Origin of the sequence: Cellvibrio polysaccharolyticus (genome assembly GCF_015182315.1) — a bacterium.
GTDB lineage: Bacteria > Pseudomonadota > Gammaproteobacteria > Pseudomonadales > Cellvibrionaceae > Cellvibrio > Cellvibrio polysaccharolyticus.
Map to the genome: position 1 here is coordinate 2,108,246 of NZ_PRDL01000001.1, position 18,072 is coordinate 2,126,317.

Genomic DNA, 18,072 nt, shown 5'->3' on the forward strand with positions numbered 1-18,072 from the left:
TCATTTGCCGGGTTAACCGCGCCCACTCGAAAAATCCCTGCCAGCGTTAACTGACAGGGATTTTTTTCATAGCAACGCTAACCAAACCAGGGTTGACAGGCCAATCAACGGCATACCGGTAGCGGGTATCCAGGCAAGTTTGAAGCGTGGAAACTGTCGCCATACCAGACAGGAAAAAAACACCAGCGGCAATAGCACCGGGTAAATGTAGCGGAAGTCGGTGTTGCAGGATAAGGGGACTTTAATGCGGTAGGCGAGCAATAACAGGAACGGCAGAATCAGCGCAAACACCCACGGCAAGTTTCGCATAAACGCACGCTTCCATTGTCCGCCGTTCAACAAGGTATTACGCTGAACCGCATAAATCACTATGCCGCTCAGCATCATCAGCAATAAAACGCCGTTGACCAGCCCCCAGATTTCCATGCCCTTGCCATAAAAAAAGAATTCTGCGGTAAGGGCGGATCGCCATACAAAATTCCAGAAATATTGTCGACCATACTGGTCTTCCCAGGTGCTGATAAACGGCTTTTCAATAAAGGTAGCCAGATCAAATAGTAAATAATTGGCCGGCTGGTTGGCGACTTTTAACCCCGGGTGAATGGTATCGCTGACGTTGGATAACAGCCAGTCATTGGAAGTACCTTGCACATAATGCCAAACGTTATCGCCAAAGTTGGCGACCAGCGTCAAACTGAAAATCAACCCTGGAATCAGAATGTAATGTCGAATGGTTTTTATGGCGTTGACGTTGCGTTGGCGGCGCAGCCATAAGTGCACAATGCGCACTAATAACAAAACACCAATAACACCCCACACTGCCAGAGCGTTGGATTTACTGAGCAGGGCGAGGCTGGCCCACAGGCAAGCCCAGGTTAAATCCGGTGTTGCTTTTGCTCGCCACCAGCGCAAGCAGTAGAAAAAGGCGAGTGCATAAAAGGCGTAGATGGCCAGGTCATTGCCAATACGAATGCTGTGAATAATACCGGACGGCCAGAGGCACAACGCCAGGCTGGCGATTATCAATGCCAGCGTTGATTTGCGTAGCGCCAATCGTAACGTTGCCAGGCTGGCAACTAAAAAAATCGTCCATAACCAGAGTGCCAGTAACTGCCCCCAGTAATCGCCATGCAAGGGCGCCAACGGCAATACCGATTTGCTGATTGCGCCTATCAGATAGTAAGCCGGTGGTTGGTGATATTCCCAGCCATCGCCGGGCGGCGGCGTTACTTTATGCTCAATCAAATATTCAATATAGTCACGATGCCCGCCGCCTTCGTACACATCAAAGGTTCTGGTTGACGGCGATGTATGAGACAAATAAACCAGCGACGCTATCAGGCTGACGGCCAGTAACAGCGTTTGCCCTCGGCTGATGGGCAGATGTCTTATTAACGCGAAAGCCATCATCGCCAGTGCCAGCGCCACTGAAATCGATGCGGTGATGTTGGCGTCCGGTAAGGGGCGGATATCAAGGCCAGCCGGGTTGCTGTTATTCAGTACCCGAACTACCAGGGTGTTTTCCTGCCCGGTTTTTAATTGCGGCAGCTTGAGCGCAATACCGCGGGTGTAATCACGTAACTGCTGCGGAGAAAACTCCTGCAGGGAAATGGCCTCGCCATTCAGACTAACCGACAGCAATTGATCATCCGGAATAATCTGCACGCTTCTTGAGGCCAGCGCTGCCGGTGAGATGCTTACCTCAACGCTATACTCGCCAATAATATTGCGCTTCAGCGGTAGTGAAATCACTTCGCTGGCGCCGCCATTGATGGAAAGTCTGGCGTTATCGAGAGTTATGTCCCGCAAGGTGGCAATTTGCATCAGCGCAAAAAGACTGAGTAGCACCAGTGCGAAAGTGATCCACCAGGGGCGGTATTTCATTAATTTCATAAAATGACTGTCCGTGCTTCTATATGTTATGCGGATTATCAAGGTTGTTCAGGGTTGCTGCCATTCCTGAACGTAATCACCGGGTTAACCCAGTCGACATGTCCGGCACTGATGCTTTTCAGGGCATTGGCCCGCAAACTTAGTCGACGAATCCCCCGGATATCCACTTCAACCGGTTGCAGGTTTTTCTCCGACCCATAATGAACCGGTGAGCGCCAGAGTTCCTTCTCATCGCCCCACACCTGAAAGCTGACCTGGGCTGTTTCAACTTCGTTATCTACGCCGGCAATAAAGGTGAGGTGGGTTGCGCCTCGTGGTAACTCAAAGTCAATGACGGAATTAACGTGAGTGCCGAATCCGGTAGCATAACGTTTTCCTCCCACACTCAACGGGTTGCCGTTAATACTTTTATTAATTTGCAGGTGCCCGTAATCCTGCTTTTGAAACACCGGCGTGTACTCGGTGAGCAGCTTTTGATTGTCTGACAAGGCCGCAACATGCGTGTAACTGCGCTGATAAAGGAGGTGCGCGCTCCAGCTGAGAGCGATAACCAAAACCCAGGCAGACAACCAGGGCAGTGTTGCCACCTTCTCAAACAGGTTGGAGATTACCTTCCTTGCATTTCGGGGCAACAAGCATTCGAGAATAATGTAAAGGCAGGTGGCCAACATTAACCAGGAAATAACCGGCCACATATGCGACGTTTTTATACCCAGCGTCATTAACAAATTAAATGTGGAAATAAAAGTAAGCGCCAGCGGCACAAGCAGACGCCCCGGTGTTATCGCGCAATAGGCAAGAGACATAATGACCGCCGGGATGATGTAACGCTCATGCATGGCCGGTAAAAAAGTAAAAAAGGCGGTAGCGCAAGCGATGGCATAAAAGAGCAAACGACTGGCAGCAGCTTGTGTTTCTTTCGGAAATTTTCCCGTGGCTAATAAATAAACCGCATGCAGAAACAGGCTGATAATGGTGATGGCGAAGCAAATCATCCCGAAACGGCGCGCGGTAAAAAGTGGTGCCCAAAAAGAATCCGGTGATATACCAAATAGAACCAGGGTGTCCGGCGTGGCATTGCCGGTGAGCAAAATCCAGATATTGGCCGCGCCCATAGTAGTGCGGCCGTATTGATTAAGCACCTCAATGTAAGCCAGCTCAAAAGCCCGTATGCCATTGCCCGTCACGAGGGCGGGGAGGAATGCCAATGGAATTAATAGCAGGCTGAGCAATCCACCTTTCAGATGCGTTTTCCAGTGGCGCAAAAAAACAATTCCCATCACCGGCGAGAAAGAAATCATCTGGAATTTGATCAGCAAAGACGTGCAGTAAAGCGGAAAAGCCCAGATGCGCCAGCGCTCATGACAGCTGATTAAAATCGCCGCCAGAGCGGGTACTACGGGTATAACATCAATCTGACCCCACACCGGGCCATCCAGTAGCAGCGCCGGGTTAAACGCCGTAAGGGCCATGGCAAGGTGGAAATGTGTGCGGCTGACGGCGTAGCGCTTGAGCAGTTGGTAAATAATGGCGATAAGCAGCAGGTGTGCCAACAGCACCGGTATTTGCGTGGTAAATTTTAAAAACGGACTGATTTCAAAAGGCATTTGCAAAAACGTATACATTTTTGCGGTCAGCCAAAGCCAGTGCACGTAGCCGGGCGGATAGTTACCATTGAATTGGCCATAGCCATGGGTGCCCAGCTGCCTTACCCAGTCCTTCCAAAAACCCAGATCGCCGCCATGCCCATCAAAAAACATCATCAGCAAATTCAGTAATATCGCACCACTGATGTACCAATGAAAAAGGGTGGAGACATTTCTTTCAGAATGAGCGTGAGGCAGCATTGGCTCTTTCAAAAAAATCTGCCCGGTGCTCTCTGCGGAGGGAGTTGTTTTTATCATTGTCGCGAGCCTGTTACGCCGTTTAATAGACATCCCGGTTAACTGTCTGTTTGTCATTGGAGCGCCGTCTCACAGTGGCGCTCCCTCTCACGGGGTTGATCATAAATCGGATTTATTGTTTTCTTTTTTAACAATGTCGCTAATGTGATATTTGGGACGGCGCTTAACTTCTTCGTAAATTTTTGATAAATATTCGCCGATAATGCCCATGCATAATAATTGCACGCTGCCGATAAAGAGCAGTGGCAACAGTGTTGAGGCCCAGCCTGGCATGGCATCGTCCGAGAAAAATCTGACGGCCAATACCCATACCATCAAAAAGAAAGATACAAAACCGGATAGCAAACCCAGCACCGTGATCATTCTTAATGGCATGGTTGAAAAAGCGGTAATGCCTTTCCAGGCAAAGGACAGCATTTTGCGCAGCGGGTATTTGCTTTCGCCGGCCTCTCGCGCCTGACGTTCGTATTCAACAACCGATGATTTGAAACCTATCTCGCGAACGATGCCGCGCAGAAAAAGGTTGGACTCGTCGTACTGTTGAAGTGTATCCAGAGCGCGGCGCGACAGCAGGCGAAAGTCGGCGTGGTTGAAGACCAGATCGACGCCCATTTTTTTCATGACGTGATAGTAGCCTTCGGCGGTGAAACGCTTGAAAAAGGTATCGGTATGGCGCGCAGATCGCACGCCGTAAACGACTTCGTTACCTTTTAAATACTCATCCACCATATATTCGATATTCTTCGGATCATCCTGCAAGTCCGCGTCGATACTGACAATAATATCTTCGGTGGTGGTGCAAAGACCTGCGTAAAGGGCATTTTGATGGCCTTTGTTACGCGAGAGTTTGATAGCGACCACTTCATCATAAGCCGCCGCAGCTTGTTCGAGTTGTGCCCAGGTAGCATCTTTACTGCCGTCATCGACAAAATAAATACGTGATGCGCTGCTGATTTTTTGTTTGGCTTCCAGGTCGGACAAGAGTGCCAACAACACCGACAGGGTTTTTGGCAGAACTTCTTCTTCGTTGTAGCAAGGCACTACTACCGCCAAAGAGGGTTGATTGATGGTCATCGTTAACTCCGATATATCCATATTTTATGTAATAAAAAGTTGATGCCCAGGGTAATGATCGTCGCGCCAATTTGGGCAATCAGATAGTGGGGCACCAGCGGCAGTAATAACGCGAAGGTGCCGGAGTTGATGAGCAAGCCCAACGAGGCCACCACGACGAATTTTCCTGCCGTTTCTGCATGGGATTTGGAGCTGTTAAAGGTAAAGTAATAATTCATCAGATAATTGAAAACGGCGGACAAGGCAAATGACAGCGCCGACGACAAAACCGCATGCAGATGAAAAAGCTCTACGAAGGCAAACAACAGTGCAAATTGCAGCAGGGTGGCGCTGCCGCCGACCAGAATAAATCGTATTAAATGATTCAGCATAAATTACCGGGCTAAACAGCGGTCTCCGCGATTGGTTATTGTTGATTCTTTCGCGTCTTGTAAGAAGATGTACCAGACCCGGCTGGTCAGTATGAGCAATACTCCAAGCTGGCAGAGCATACCGTAAAACGTGCTGAATGTTAATTTCAATCATCCTTCTGATACAGCGTTTTGCCGGGCAATTGATCAGCCGGCTTTCAGGCTTTTTGATGATCTGCCAGAGCACTCGAGCCTCCATTTAACCGGCGTTCTGCAGGGTTGTTGCCGCAAAAACAGAGGCGATAAGAATTCTCCATTAAGGCGGTTAATACCAAAGATGTCCGGATACCATTTTGTATGAAGTTGTAACGCCTGACTTTTAGTATATTTTCTGGTTGTTTTTTGAGCGAATCTTGCGCGGTATTTACCCTAGAAAGTGGTGTTTTGAGTCGGGGCGGCAAGTCATGTAGAATGCGCGGCTGCCTGACTCCTGTTTGCCGGAGTCTGAATTTTTCGACCTTTCTGGTTAAATGACTACCCTATGGAAATCAACCCGCTATTAAATACCCTGAAAGACCTCGCCGAGCGCACCCGTGTGCTTAGGGGGTATCTTTGACTACGATGTCAAAAAAGAACGTTTGACAGAAGTAGAGCTGGAACTTGCCGAATCCAATGTCTGGGACAACCCGGAGCGTGCGCAGGCCCTGGGCCGTGAGCGTTCTTTATTGGAAGGCGTGGTAAAAACCATTGATGACCTGGTAACCGGCGTTGCCGACTGCGGCGAACTGCTGGATATGGCGGTTGAAGAAAACGACCAGTCCAGTGTTGATGATGTATCCGCTGAAATCGGTCGTCTTGAAGGCCAGCTGGAACAGCTGGAATTCCGCCGCATGTTTTCCGGTGAAATGGACGCCAACAACGCCTATCTGGATATTCAGTCGGGTTCCGGTGGTACTGAAGCCCAGGATTGGGCCGAAATCGTACTGCGCATGTATTTGCGCTGGGGTGAAGCCAAGGGTTTCAAAACCGTTCTCGAAGAAGTTTCCGAAGGTGACGTGGCCGGTATTAAAAGCGCCACTATCCGCTACGAAGGCGAATACGCCTTTGGCTGGTTGCGTACCGAAACCGGTGTGCACCGTCTGGTGCGCAAATCACCGTTTGACTCCGGCAACCGCCGTCATACCTCGTTCTGTTCGGTGTTTGTCGCCCCGGAAATTGATGACAACATTGAAATTGACATCAACCCGTCCGACTTGCGTATTGATACCTACCGCGCCAGCGGCGCCGGTGGTCAGCACATCAACAAAACCGACTCGGCGGTGCGGATTACCCACTTGCCGACCGGTATTGTCGTGCAGTGTCAAAACGAACGTTCCCAGCACGCCAACCGCGACAAAGCCTACAAGATGCTGCGGGCGCGGATGTATGAGCAGGAAATGCTCAAGCGCAATGCTGAAAAGCAAGTTATGGAAGACAACAAAGCCGATATTGGCTGGGGCAGCCAGATTCGCTCTTATGTGCTGGACGATTCCCGCATCAAGGATTTGCGTACCGGTGTGCAAACCAGTAACTGCCAGTCCGTGCTGGACGGCGCGCTGGATCAGTTTATCGTCGAGAGCCTCAAAGCAGGCCTGTAATCTGTCGGCAATGCGCCGAATTTACTTTTTATTAACCGCTATTGTCAGTGAGCATTATGAGCAACGAAACTTCTTTAACGCAGGATGAAAACAAATTAATCGCCGAGCGACGCAGCAAGCTGGCCGCGATTCGTGAAAAGGGAAACGCGTTTCCCAATGATTTTCGTCGTGCTGACAAGAGTATCGATTTGCAAAATGCCTTTGGTGAAAAAACCAAAGAAGAGCTGGAAGCGTTGGGTCATCAGGTCAGCGTTGCCGGCCGTATTATGGCTAAACGCGGTCCCTTCCTGGTATTGCAGGACGGTGTAGGCAGCATTCAGTTGTACGCAGACAAAGCCGCGCAGGAAGTGATTCGTGATAGTTGGGGTCTGTGGGATATCGGCGATATCGTCGGCGTAACCGGCGCGCTGCACAAATCCGGCAAAGGTGACTTGTACGTAAACCTTGAGCAATTCCAATTGCTGACCAAATCCCTGCGCCCGCTGCCGGACAAGTACCATGGTCTGAGTGACCAGGAAATTCGTTACCGTCAGCGTTATGTTGACCTGATTGTGAACCCGGAAGTGCGTGACACTTTCCGCATGCGCTCCAAATGCATCAACTTTATCCGTCAATACATGATTGATCATGACTTTATGGAAGTTGAAACCCCGATGCTGCACGTTATTCCTGGCGGTGCCTCGGCGCGTCCTTTCGTGACACACCACAATGCGCTGGATATGGAAATGTATCTGCGTATTGCGCCGGAATTGTATTTGAAGCGCCTGGTGGTTGGTGGTTTTGAGCGGGTGTTCGAAATTAACCGTAACTTCCGTAACGAAGGTGTTTCAACCCGTCACAACCCTGAATTCACCATGATGGAATTCTACCAGGCCTATGCCGATTACCGCGATTTGATGGATCTGACAGAAGATCTGTTGAGAAAGCTGTGTATCGAATTGACCGGCAACCCCGTATTGAAATATCAGGAAAGTGAATACGATTTCGGCAAGCCATTCGTGCGTCTTTCCATGTTTGATTCCATCCTGCATTACAACCAGGGCGTAACCGCTGAGCAAATCAGCAGCGTGGAAGGTGCTACCCAGGTTGCTGAGCGTCTTGGTCTGAAAATCAAAGCCGGCACGCCGCTGGGCAAAATCCACACCGAAATTTTTGAAGAAACTGTTGAGCACAAGCTGGATCAACCGACCTTCATTACCGAATACCCGACCGAAGTATCGCCGCTGGCGCGTCGTAATGACAACAACCCGGCAGTGACCGATCGCTTTGAGTTTTTCATCGGCGGCCGTGAGCTGGCTAACGGCTTCTCCGAGTTGAATGATGCGGAAGATCAGGCAGAGCGTTTCCTGGATCAGGTAAAAGCCAAAGACGGCGGTGACGACGAAGCCATGTATTACGATGCCGATTTTGTGCGCGCGCTGGAATACGGTTTGCCGCCAACCGCCGGGCAGGGCATTGGTATCGACCGTCTGGTGATGTTGTTTGCCAACGCGCCGTCTATTCGCGACGTGCTGTTGTTCCCGCACATGCGTCCGGAATAAGTCCGGCCTTGGTTATGAAAAGGCGCCATTGTTATGGCGCCTTTTTAATTTTCGGGATCACACAAAGCGGGCTTGATCAGCCACAAAATATTGCAGTTCGGAAGGAAGCTGGTAGACCACCGGTCGGCGAGTTTCCGGGCACTGAAACGCCAGTCGCCAGGCCAGCAGTTGCAGATCGCTTTTAATGTTGCTGCCGTACAAGCGGTCACCCACAATGGGAAAACCCGCCTGGGATAAATGTTTGCGAATCTGGTGCTTGCGGCCCGTTTCAATTTTTACCAGCAGCAGGGTGGTTTGCCCCGTTGGGTCGTAATTAAACGGCGACACGCGGGTAATCGCGACCTTGCCGTCAATCGGTTGGTCCAGTGTGACCAGCGCCGGTTGAAGAGGAAATTGGCCCTCGACACGGGTCTGGTATTGCTTATCCAGATCGCGCGATTGAAACAGCGCAGAAAGTTGTGCCGCCGCCGCAGGCGTGTGCGCAATCAACATCAAACCGGCGGCATCGCCATCGAGACGGTGCACCAGGAAACAGGGCCGACGCGGCGGTTGCAATTCGGCGTAACGCAACAGGCTGCAATGGTCGCCCCATTGCGAACCTTGTGAAAGCAGCCCGTGCGGTTTGTACCAAACGCTGTAGGTTTTGTGCATGGCAAGTAATACCGGTGCTTCCGGTGCGCGTGCCAATACCTGGGCGTCGTAAAAAATTTGTACCAGAGTGCCTTCATCCAGAGGTTGCGTAGCGCGACGCAGCCGCAAGGTTTTTTGTTTGCGCTTCCACCACACGGCGCCTTTATTCATGGCGTCTTTAATACGTTGTTTGGAAAGGCCGGTAGTCGCCAGCAAGTCCAGCGCTGTTTGCCCGGTGTGCGTTGCGTGTAAATTGGCAATGATCGGTTTATTGATGTCGGTCATGAAATGATTCAATCGAAAGGAAAACTATTGTGGCCGAAAAAGCGACCATTTATAAAGCGAATATTACGCTCTCCGATACGGATCGGCACTATTATGACGATTTGAATCTCACCCTGGCCTTGCACCCCTCGGAAACCTTCGAGCGGATGGTGGTGCGTTTGCTGGCGTTTTGTTTTAACGCAACGGCACGACCGGTATTTAATAAGGGGTTGTCATCCCCGGAAGAGCCGGAATTGTGGTGCAAGTCCGATGATGGCCGCATCCTTAACTGGATCGAAGTAGGGCAACCGTCGGTAGATCGCCTGAAAAAAGCCTCCAGCCAATCGGTGGCGGTAGAAGTGTTTGCCTATGGCCGTGGTATGGATATCTGGTGGCAGCAACAACGCGATGCCATTTCGGCCATGCCCAAAGTCACCATGCATTATTTCGCTGCTGAAGAATTGCAAGCGCTGGTGGCGCTGGTAGAAAAAAACATGCAATGGGCGGTTACCATTTCCGAGTCGCTGGTGTACGTATCTTCCGGAGACGCTACGGTGAGTATTTCACTGCTGGAAATGCCCTGAGCGGGGCACCATATTTAACCTCTATTTCTGATATTTTCATTGTTCGGGCAGGACCTCTGTTATGCAAAAAATCGCTGAAATTACCCTCGATAACGCACAGTCATTATTAATCGATGAATCTTTCAACCGCCTGGTGGTTGTCGATTTCTGGGCTGACTGGTGCGCGCCTTGCAAGGCGCTGATGCCGATTCTGGAAAAATTGGCTAATGAATATCAAGGCGCTTTTCTGTTGGCGAAGGTTAATGCCGATGAGCAAAACATGATCTCCGGCCAGTTCGGGGTGAGAAGTTTGCCAACCGTTATCCTGATAAAAGACGGTCAGCCGATTGATGGATTTGCCGGTGCAAAATCGGAAGTTGAGGTGCGGGAGCTGTTACAAAAATACCTGCCCAAAGCCTGGGAGGCCACCTTGCAAGAGGCAGAAGCGTTAATCTCTGCTAATGACTATCAGGGCGCTTTACCTTTATTACGAAAGGTTTACGAAGAATCTTCCCACATGGCGGGAATCGCCTGCCTGTTAGCGCAAACATTGATTGAGCTTAAGCGCATCGACGAAGCAAAAGCGCTGCTCGATACCATCAAATTTGCCGAGCGTGATGCCTTGTACGAACAGGTGCTGGCGCAACTGGATCTTGCACAGCAGGCGCAGAAAACACCCGAGCTTGCGGCTCTGGAGCAAGCTTATGCTGCCGATCCGGCCAATTTGTCGCTGGCTTATCAATTGGCGTTGCAGTGTCATCAGGAAAGTGAGCACCGCCAGGCGCTGTCGTTGTTGCTCGATATTTTGAAAAAAGAGCGCAATTTTTCCGAGGGCGGAGCGAAAAAAAGTTATATGGATATCCTTGCAGCGCTGGGTAAAGCAGACCCTTTGGCCATTGAATTTCAACGTAAATTATTTACATTGCTTTACTAGGTGCCGGTTGGCCGCCTTTCCTGAAAACCGTTACACTCTTTAACACATATGAAATGCGGGTATTAAGTTTTAACGTGGGTGATATCAAAAAAAAGTGTGTGGACGAGTGCAACCGAGGTTCCCAATGGTGAAGGCAAAATGCTGGCTCCTGGGGGTTTTAATAGCGGGGTTGGTGACAGGGTGCGATCAATCAGGATTGGAGTTGTCTGTGTCGCACAACACGGCTACCCCGCCTGCGTTCGTGATGCAGCAAGGTAATGATTTTGTTGTTGAGCACGGTGCTATCCAGCTTGGTTTGAAGCCGTTGATCGGCGGACGTGTGGCGTCGCTCAAATACAACGGCCACGAATTAATGAAAACCCAGGACCCGGCCCGCAATGTTTTGTGGGGCGGCGTATTCTGGAGTAGCCCGCAAAGTGATTGGGGCTGGCCACCCATCGAAGCACACGACAGCAAACCCTATAAAGTTACAGTAGATGCCGACTCGCTGCTCTTCGCCAGCCAGACAGACCCCCGTACCGGTTTCAAAATCAGCAAGCGTTTCAGTGTTATTCCCGGCTCCGAAGCCCTGCGGTTTCACTACCGCATTTACAACCACTCCCAGGAAACCCGCTCAATAGCCCCGTGGGAAATCACCCGTCTCAAGCCCGGTGGTATTACGCTTTACCCGAAAGGCGAAGAGGGTTACCAGAGCGGTATCTTCTATTTATTGCCGGTGGTTGAGCGTGATGGCATCGTCTGGCAAAAGTACAACATGCAAAACCTGCAAAAAGACCATCACAAATTGATGGCCGATGGCAGCGAAGGTTGGCTGGCCTACGTCAATGAAGGCTATCTGATCATCAAGCAATTCGAGGATGTTCCGGTTGCCAAAACCGCGCCAGGCGAAGGCGAAATTGAATTATTCGTCGGTGCTGAGCGAAGCTCAATGGAGTTGCAACAACAGGGCCCATTAACCTCGCTGAAAGCAGGGGAATATCTGGAGTGGGATGTCGTCTGGCACGTTCACAAAGTGCCCGAAGGGATACCGCTCAAAGAGGGTAGCGAAGCGCTGGTCAGTTACATCCGCGACCAGGTTGCCAAAACAGCATTGAAACCCTGATACAAACCCCATAAAAAAACCCGCACAGTAACTGGCGGGTTTTTTTATGGGCGCTACCTTGAGAATCGTTTTACTGAATCAATCAAAGGTGCGGTTGCCCAGGCTGTTTTTGATGGTATCGCGCATCTTGCGCAGGGTGCGCTCGGTGGTTTCCCAGTCGATACAGGCATCGGTTACCGATACGCCGTATTTCAGTTGCGACAGGTCAGCAGGAATGCTCTGGCTGCCAGCACCGATGTTGCTTTCTACCATCAGGCCAACAATAGACTTGTTGCCTTCCTGAATCTGATTCGCCACGTTTTCCATCACCAGCGTTTGCAGCTCATGATTTTTGTTGGAGTTGGCGTGGCTGCAATCGACCATGATGTTAGGAATCAGCTTCGCCTTTTGCAGCTCCTGCTCACACAGCGCTACGCTCACCGAGTCGTAGTTCGGCTTGCCGTTACCACCGCGCAATACCACGTGGCCATAAGCGTTGCCGCGGGTATGAACAATAGAAACCTGGCCAGCGGTGTTAATACCCAGAAAGCGGTGTGGCTTGGATACAGACTGCAACGCGTTGATGGCTACGGTCAAACCGCCGTCGGTACCATTTTTGAAGCCGACCGCCGATGAAAGGCCACTGGCCATTTCGCGGTGGGTTTGCGACTCGGTAGTGCGTGCGCCAATGGCAGACCAGCTGATTAAATCCTGCAGGTATTGCGGAGAAATCGGATCCAACGCTTCGGTTGCCGTAGGCAAGCCCAGCTCGGCGATATCAATGAGCAATTTACGACCAATGTGCAAGCCTTCCTGAATCTTGAAAGAATCGTTCAGGTAGGGGTCGTTGATCAGGCCTTTCCAGCCAACCGTGGTGCGTGGCTTTTCAAAGTAAACGCGCATAATGACGTAGATGGTATCGCTGACTTCTTCCGCCAGTTTCTTCAGTCGCCCGGCATAATCTTTGGCTGCATCCACGTCGTGGATGGAGCAAGGGCCAATCACCACAAAAATGCGTGGATCCTTGCGATCAAGAATATTGCGTACGGTTTCGCGACCTTCAGTTACTACCTTGCGGGCGGTTTCTGTCAGGGGCAGCGCTGTTTTCAACGCGTCAGGAGAGATAAGCAACTCCTGGGAAACCACGTTCAGATCGTCTACTTGAGCATCAGTCATTACTGTTTTCCATAAAAAAGGCAATTTCGCCGCTATTCTACTGAAAAATCCGGCTGTTGGGGGGAGGTTTTTCGCAATGGCGGAGATAGTAATGGCCAATCGGAAGACTTTCCAGAGGCTGTTGCTCAAACCGGCAGGGTTGGTTGCCGGGTGATTCGTTTCGGGTTTATGAAGCGGCCAGGTTGAGGTAATGCTTTCCGGTAAAGTGGATGCGCTGCTGCCCCATTCAGCCAATTTGAGCGGTAGCCATTTCCAAACTGGTAATTCGGCATGTAGAGGCGAGCAGGTTAAGGCCAGGGGCACGACACTGACGGCGGTTTGCAATCGCTCTTTCAAAAACAAAATTCCGTCCGGTTTTTCTTCGTTAACGCATCATTGCCCACCGTTAAAAATCAGCGCCGTGTTTGAAAATAGTCAGGTTGCTAACGTCGTTGCTGTGTGGAAATCATCGGCAGTTTTTTGCCCGACTTTTTCAGCGGGCTAAATGAGGCCGCCTGCGGCAAGCATAAATTTTCAGGGCAGCAAAACGCCGTTTTATGTGTGCCCGGTGGTATTAATGGAAAAAAAATAGAAATAGATAGCACTATTTTTAGTAATTTCCATAACCAACGGGATTTATTTAAAAGCTGTGCTATGTTTTTTGTTGTCGGTGCTGTATTACTTTTAATGACTACGGAGCAATAAACATGGCTAAAGTCGACAACGCAGTAGTGAATCCAAAAAAACAATCCACTGGAACACAAAAAACCGCCCGTTCATCAGGACGTGTATCCACGCGTTCGACAGTCGCTTCATCCTCTGCCAGACCTGTCCCGAAAAAAAGTGCTGCCAAATCGGCAACCCGTTCAACCAGTAAAGCCACAACGCGTACCGCTGCAAAACCACGCGCTGCGGGTAAGATCACTGACCCCGGTGTGTTAAAAGCACAGTCGTTGGTAGATAGTTTGCAAAAGGATGTCGCTGCGCATACCCGTGCCTTGTCCGCATCCAAAAAGAATGTTGCCAAAACCAAAACCCGCTCTACCAAATCAGCCAGTGCGGCCGATCGTAAAGAAGCCAGAAACGCTTCGATTTCTCATGATAAGTTGAGTGCCACTGCCAAAACGACACGCAGCAAATTGAGTGAAGCTCGCCTGGCGCTGACCAAAAGCAAAGCCCTGCATTCGGCCAAAAGTGCTGAGGAATCTGCCAAGCAAAAACTTCAGGAATTGCATGAAAAACTGAGTGCTCGTGCTGACGCCGATCTGGAAAAAGCGCGCAGAGCTTTTGAAACCAAATGGAAAAAACTGCGTACAGCAGCAGACTCCAAAAAAATCAAAGCAGCGACTAAAAAGCTGTCGGCAAAAACCAAAGCCGCACAGAAAAAATCCAGTAGCCAGTTGGCGCAACTGGAGAAAAAGCTGGCCGGTGGTTCTACCACCAAAACCCGTCAAAGTCGTAAGACGGACACCGCAGCAAAACCTCGTAAAGCCGCTACCGCAACACGCAAGTCTGCCGGGCGCAAGCCTTCACGTCGTACCGCGTCCTGATTTTTCAGCGCGGTCGTCGTTAATTAACCTTTAGCGCCGTTTAACCACGGCGCTAAAGGTTTTTGTTTTTCGGCCATTCATAACCAAACCGTCTTGCGGTGTCAGCCGTACAAGATATCGGTGTTTTGACCCGTTGGAATCTGGCAAAATACCGGCTCATTTTCCAATATCCGATAGTTATGTCTCTGATTCTCGCTCTCGATTCGTCTTCTGATGCCTGTTCCGTTGCTTTAAATGACAACGGCAAGCTTACCTCCCTGTTTGAGCACGCCGCCAAAAGCCATACCCAACGGCTGTTGCCGATGGTAGACGAAGTGCTGGCCACTACCGGTTATCAGCTGTCTGACCTTGACGCGATTGCCTTTGGCCGTGGCCCTGGCTCTTTTACCGGTTTGCGAATTTGCCTGGGCATTGTTCAGGGACTGGCGTTTGGAGCCAATTTGCCCGTTATCCCGGTATCAACACTGGAAAGCATGGCCTACGCCTGGTTTGCCGGGCAGGGCAGTAGCAGCGCTGGCAAGCCATTGCTGGTTGCCCTGGATGCCCGCATGAATGAGGTTTACTGGTCGCTGTATCAATACAAATCGGGCAGCTGTGAGCCGCAAGCACTGGTTCCGGAAGCGGTAATGTCGCCAGCGGATGTTGTTCAACAGGTTCAGGCCTTGAACCTTGCGGCGCTGTCAGCTATCGGGCCGGGTTGGCACTATCCGGAGTTGGCCGTATTACCGGCAGGCAACCCTTCGTTAACCTGTCTTCCCGATGCCGCTGCCATGGCGGTACTGGCCGCTGAAAAATTTCGTCGCGGTGAACAGCTGCCGGTGATGGAAGCCGAACCCGTCTATTTACGCAATGAAGTGTCCTGGCAAAAACGCCAGCGTATCCGCCAATAATTTACTGATTTTCAGGTAGCTGATTATGTCTGCATCCCATACTTCTGTAGCGTCTTTTAACCAGCAGTTGCTTCAATTTCTTGAGAGTTCTCCCACCGCGTATCACGCTACCGGTTCTCTGTTGGCCATTTTGCTGGATGCCGGTTTTGAGCGTTTATACGAAGGCGATGCCTGGCAACTGCAGCCAGGCAAGCGCTATGTGCTTACACGTAACGACTCGTCGCTGATTGCTTTCGTCTATGGCGCAGGTAATTTGACAGAGCAGGGCATTCGCATGGTCGGTGCGCACACGGACAGCCCCTGTTTGAAAGTTAAACCGCGCCCCGAGTTGTTAAGAATGGGTTACGCGCAACTGGGTGTGGAAGTGTATGGCGGCGCGCTGCTGGCGCCCTGGTTTGACCGCGATTTATCCATGGCAGGCAAGGTTTCTTTTCGCAATCGCAGCGGCAAATTGCAGCACGCCTTGATCAATGTAAAAAAGCCGGTAGTAACGATTCCCAGCCTCGCGATACACCTGGACCGCGGTGTCAATGACAATCGCAGTATTAACGCCCAGCGCGATATCGTTCCTTTATGGCTGCAACTGCCGGAAGGTGAAGACAAAGCGCCGGCTTTTCGTCAGCAGCTATTGCAACAACTGCAGCAGGAATATCCGGAGGTGGATGCCGAGGAAATTCTCGATTATGAAATCAGCCTCTACGACACCCAGCCGCCAGCAATAGTCGGGCAGCGGGAGCAATTTATTGCCAGTGCGCGACTGGACAACCTGCTAAGTTGTTTTATCGGTTTGCAAGCCCTGTTGCAGGCCGACGGCAGCCAATCGACCTTATTGATTTGTACCGATCACGAAGAGGTGGGCAGTGCCTCCTGCTGTGGCGCCAAAGGTCCGTTGCTGCAAAATTTTCTGGAGCGTTTGCTGCCGGAGAATGAAACCCGCACCCGGGTCATCGAGCAGTCGATGATGATCTCTGCTGACAATGCTCATGGCATTCACCCGAACTTTCCCGATCGTCACGATGAAAACCACGGCCCGTTACTCAATCGCGGCCCGGTTATCAAAATCAACGCTAACCAGCGCTACGCCAGCACCAGTGATGGCAGCGCCTTGTTTCGCTTGTTGTGTCAGCAAGTGGATGTGCCGGTGCAGAATTTTGTGGCTCGCACCGACATGGGCTGCGGCAGCACAATCGGCCCGGTCATCGCCTCCGAAGTGGGTGTGCGCACCCTGGATGTGGGCGTGCCCACCTTTGCCATGCACTCCATTCGGGAGCTGGCTGGCACTCAGGATGGCTGGTACCTCTACCGGGTCATGGGCGCGTTTTACGCCTATAGCGGCTCGCTGACCAGCCAATTACTGGGCGAACAACGCTAACGACCCAACGGTTCGCAAATCCTGCCGTTGCCTGTATTATGTGCCGCTTTATTCTATTGATTTGAGTCTATAAGAAGCGAACCATGAGCAAGCAACGGATTCTTACCGGCATTACCACCACAGGCACCCCGCACCTCGGCAACTATGTCGGCGCTATTCGCCCGGCCATTCAAATGAGCCAAAGCGCCAACGCCGAGTCATTCTTTTTTCTGGCCAATTTTCACGCGCTAATCAAATGTCACGACCCGGCACAGGTAGATCAATCCACCCGCGAAATCGCCGCCACCTGGCTGGCGCTGGGGCTGGATACCGACAACGCGGTTTTTTATCGCCAATCTGACGTACCGGAAATTCCCCAGCTCTCCTGGATTCTTACCTGCGTTGCCGCCAAAGGTTTAATGAACCGTGCCCACGCCTACAAAGCCTCCGTAGATGCCAACCGTGAAGCCGGTGAAGACCCGGATTACGGCGTGACCATGGGTTTATACAGCTACCCGGTGTTAATGGCCGCTGACATTCTCATGTTCAATGCCACCCAGGTACCTGTTGGCAAAGACCAGATTCAACACATCGAAATGGCACGGGATATTGCAGGGCGTTTCAACCATATTTTCGGCGAGCGTTTCGCGTTGCCGGAAGCAAAAGTGGATGACAATGTCGCGGTGCTGCAAGGTTTGGACGGCCGCAAAATGAGTAAGAGCTACGGCAACACCATCCCGTTATTTTTACCGGAAAAACAACTCAAAAAATCCATCAATAAAATTGTCACCAATTTATTGGAACCGGGAGAAGCGAAAGACCCGGACAGCTCAACGGTATTCCAAATCTGGCAAGCCTTTGCCACCGAACAACAAACCGCTGAAATGCGCCAGGCATTTCTCGATGGCATTGCCTGGGGCGAAGCCAAAAAACAATTATTTGAATTGATCAACGGACAAATCGCCGAAGCACGCGAGCGCTACAACGACTTGCTCTCCCGCCCCTCGGACATCGAAGACATATTGCAAGCCGGCGCTAAAAAAGCCAGAGCACACAGCGAACCCATGCTGGAAGCTGTGCGTGAAGCCGTGGGAATTCGCACCATCAAATAATCCGGCTCTGCCGGTTGTTTTACCGAAAAACGCGCAGCGCTCACATGAGGCTGCGCGTTTTTTATGGTGTTGATTTTGATGACGGCGCTGGTATGCTTGGAAAACATTGGATTGCACAGGGGTGGACAGGTGCATTACTTATC

Annotated in this window: 16 protein-coding genes; 10 read left to right on the plus strand and 6 right to left on the minus strand. The window is 51.0% G+C overall.

Annotated features, from left to right (window positions below; translation table 11 throughout):
• Positions 1 to 66: 66 nt before the first annotated feature.
• The 4 genes from C4F51_RS08995 to C4F51_RS09010 form a co-directional block, all read right to left on the minus strand.
• The gene (locus C4F51_RS08995; protein ID WP_193909127.1) at positions 67 to 1,893 is read right to left on the minus strand and encodes a hypothetical protein; all 1,827 of its coding nucleotides are present in this window, start codon (positions 1,891 to 1,893) and stop codon (positions 67 to 69) included.
• Positions 1,894 to 1,931: 38 nt separating this feature from the next.
• Positions 1,932 to 3,656, minus strand: coding sequence for an NPCBM/NEW2 domain-containing protein (locus C4F51_RS09000; RefSeq protein WP_193909129.1), 1,725 nt, complete (start codon positions 3,654 to 3,656; stop codon positions 1,932 to 1,934).
• A gap of 240 nt (positions 3,657 to 3,896) precedes the next feature.
• On the minus strand, positions 3,897 to 4,871 hold the full coding sequence (locus C4F51_RS09005) for a glycosyltransferase family 2 protein (protein WP_235992307.1): 975 nt from the start codon (positions 4,869 to 4,871) through the stop codon (positions 3,897 to 3,899).
• Between the two features lie 2 nt (positions 4,872 to 4,873).
• Positions 4,874 to 5,242 carry a GtrA family protein gene (locus C4F51_RS09010; RefSeq protein ID WP_193909133.1) on the minus strand — a complete coding sequence of 123 codons (369 nt, stop codon included), beginning with the start codon at positions 5,240 to 5,242 and terminating at the stop codon, positions 4,874 to 4,876.
• Between the two features lie 520 nt (positions 5,243 to 5,762).
• Here C4F51_RS09010 and prfB point away from each other — a divergent pair.
• Both prfB and lysS read left to right on the plus strand, forming a co-directional pair.
• A protein-coding gene (gene prfB / locus C4F51_RS09015) for a peptide chain release factor 2 (RefSeq protein ID WP_193909135.1) occupies positions 5,763 to 6,858 on the plus strand; the annotation gives its coding sequence in 2 pieces (ribosomal slippage) (positions 5,763 to 5,834 and positions 5,836 to 6,858; 1,095 coding nt in all).
• A gap of 47 nt (positions 6,859 to 6,905) precedes the next feature.
• Positions 6,906 to 8,399: a lysine--tRNA ligase gene (gene lysS / locus C4F51_RS09020; RefSeq protein ID WP_407926918.1), complete on the plus strand. Its 1,494-nt coding sequence runs from the start codon at positions 6,906 to 6,908 to the stop codon at positions 8,397 to 8,399.
• 57 nt (positions 8,400 to 8,456) lie between these two features.
• Here the strand turns inward: lysS and C4F51_RS09025 are convergent, their stop codons facing one another.
• Positions 8,457 to 9,314: an RluA family pseudouridine synthase gene (locus C4F51_RS09025; RefSeq protein ID WP_193909139.1), complete on the minus strand. Its 858-nt coding sequence runs from the start codon at positions 9,312 to 9,314 to the stop codon at positions 8,457 to 8,459.
• 29 nt (positions 9,315 to 9,343) lie between these two features.
• Between C4F51_RS09025 and C4F51_RS09030 the strand changes: the two genes are divergently transcribed.
• The 3 genes from C4F51_RS09030 (at position 9,344) to C4F51_RS09040 (ending at position 11,892) form a co-directional block, all read left to right on the plus strand.
• Complete coding sequence (locus tag C4F51_RS09030; RefSeq protein WP_193909141.1) at positions 9,344 to 9,877, plus strand: YaeQ family protein; 534 nt, start codon at positions 9,344 to 9,346, stop codon at positions 9,875 to 9,877.
• Between the two features lie 61 nt (positions 9,878 to 9,938).
• Positions 9,939 to 10,790 carry a thioredoxin gene (gene trxA, locus C4F51_RS09035; RefSeq protein WP_193909143.1) on the plus strand — a complete coding sequence of 284 codons (852 nt, stop codon included), beginning with the start codon at positions 9,939 to 9,941 and terminating at the stop codon, positions 10,788 to 10,790.
• A 208-nt stretch (positions 10,791 to 10,998) separates the two neighbouring features.
• Entirely contained in the window at positions 10,999 to 11,892 is an 894-nt protein-coding gene (locus C4F51_RS09040; RefSeq protein WP_193909145.1) for a DUF4380 domain-containing protein, read from the plus strand.
• A 78-nt stretch (positions 11,893 to 11,970) separates the two neighbouring features.
• Here C4F51_RS09040 and C4F51_RS09045 read toward each other — a convergent pair whose 3' ends face one another.
• Positions 11,971 to 13,047 (minus strand): 3-deoxy-7-phosphoheptulonate synthase, encoded by a 1,077-nt coding sequence (locus tag C4F51_RS09045; RefSeq protein WP_193909147.1) that lies wholly within the window; start codon positions 13,045 to 13,047, stop codon positions 11,971 to 11,973.
• Positions 13,048 to 13,485: 438 nt separating this feature from the next.
• Between C4F51_RS09045 and C4F51_RS09050 the strand changes: the two genes are divergently transcribed.
• From C4F51_RS09050 to C4F51_RS09070, 5 genes are all read left to right on the plus strand, one after another.
• Positions 13,486 to 13,731 (plus strand): hypothetical protein, encoded by a 246-nt coding sequence (locus C4F51_RS09050; protein WP_193909149.1) that lies wholly within the window; start codon positions 13,486 to 13,488, stop codon positions 13,729 to 13,731.
• Positions 13,732 to 13,733: 2 nt separating this feature from the next.
• Positions 13,734 to 14,576, plus strand: a complete 843-nt coding sequence (locus C4F51_RS09055) for a hypothetical protein (RefSeq protein ID WP_193909151.1) — start codon at positions 13,734 to 13,736, stop codon at positions 14,574 to 14,576.
• 179 nt (positions 14,577 to 14,755) lie between these two features.
• Positions 14,756 to 15,466 carry a tRNA (adenosine(37)-N6)-threonylcarbamoyltransferase complex dimerization subunit type 1 TsaB gene (tsaB, locus tag C4F51_RS09060; protein WP_193909153.1) on the plus strand — a complete coding sequence of 237 codons (711 nt, stop codon included), beginning with the start codon at positions 14,756 to 14,758 and terminating at the stop codon, positions 15,464 to 15,466.
• Positions 15,467 to 15,491: 25 nt separating this feature from the next.
• Positions 15,492 to 16,838: a M18 family aminopeptidase gene (locus C4F51_RS09065; protein WP_193909155.1), complete on the plus strand. Its 1,347-nt coding sequence runs from the start codon at positions 15,492 to 15,494 to the stop codon at positions 16,836 to 16,838.
• Between the two features lie 83 nt (positions 16,839 to 16,921).
• Positions 16,922 to 17,929: a tryptophan--tRNA ligase gene (locus tag C4F51_RS09070; protein ID WP_193909157.1), complete on the plus strand. Its 1,008-nt coding sequence runs from the start codon at positions 16,922 to 16,924 to the stop codon at positions 17,927 to 17,929.
• Positions 17,930 to 18,072 lie beyond the last annotated feature (143 nt).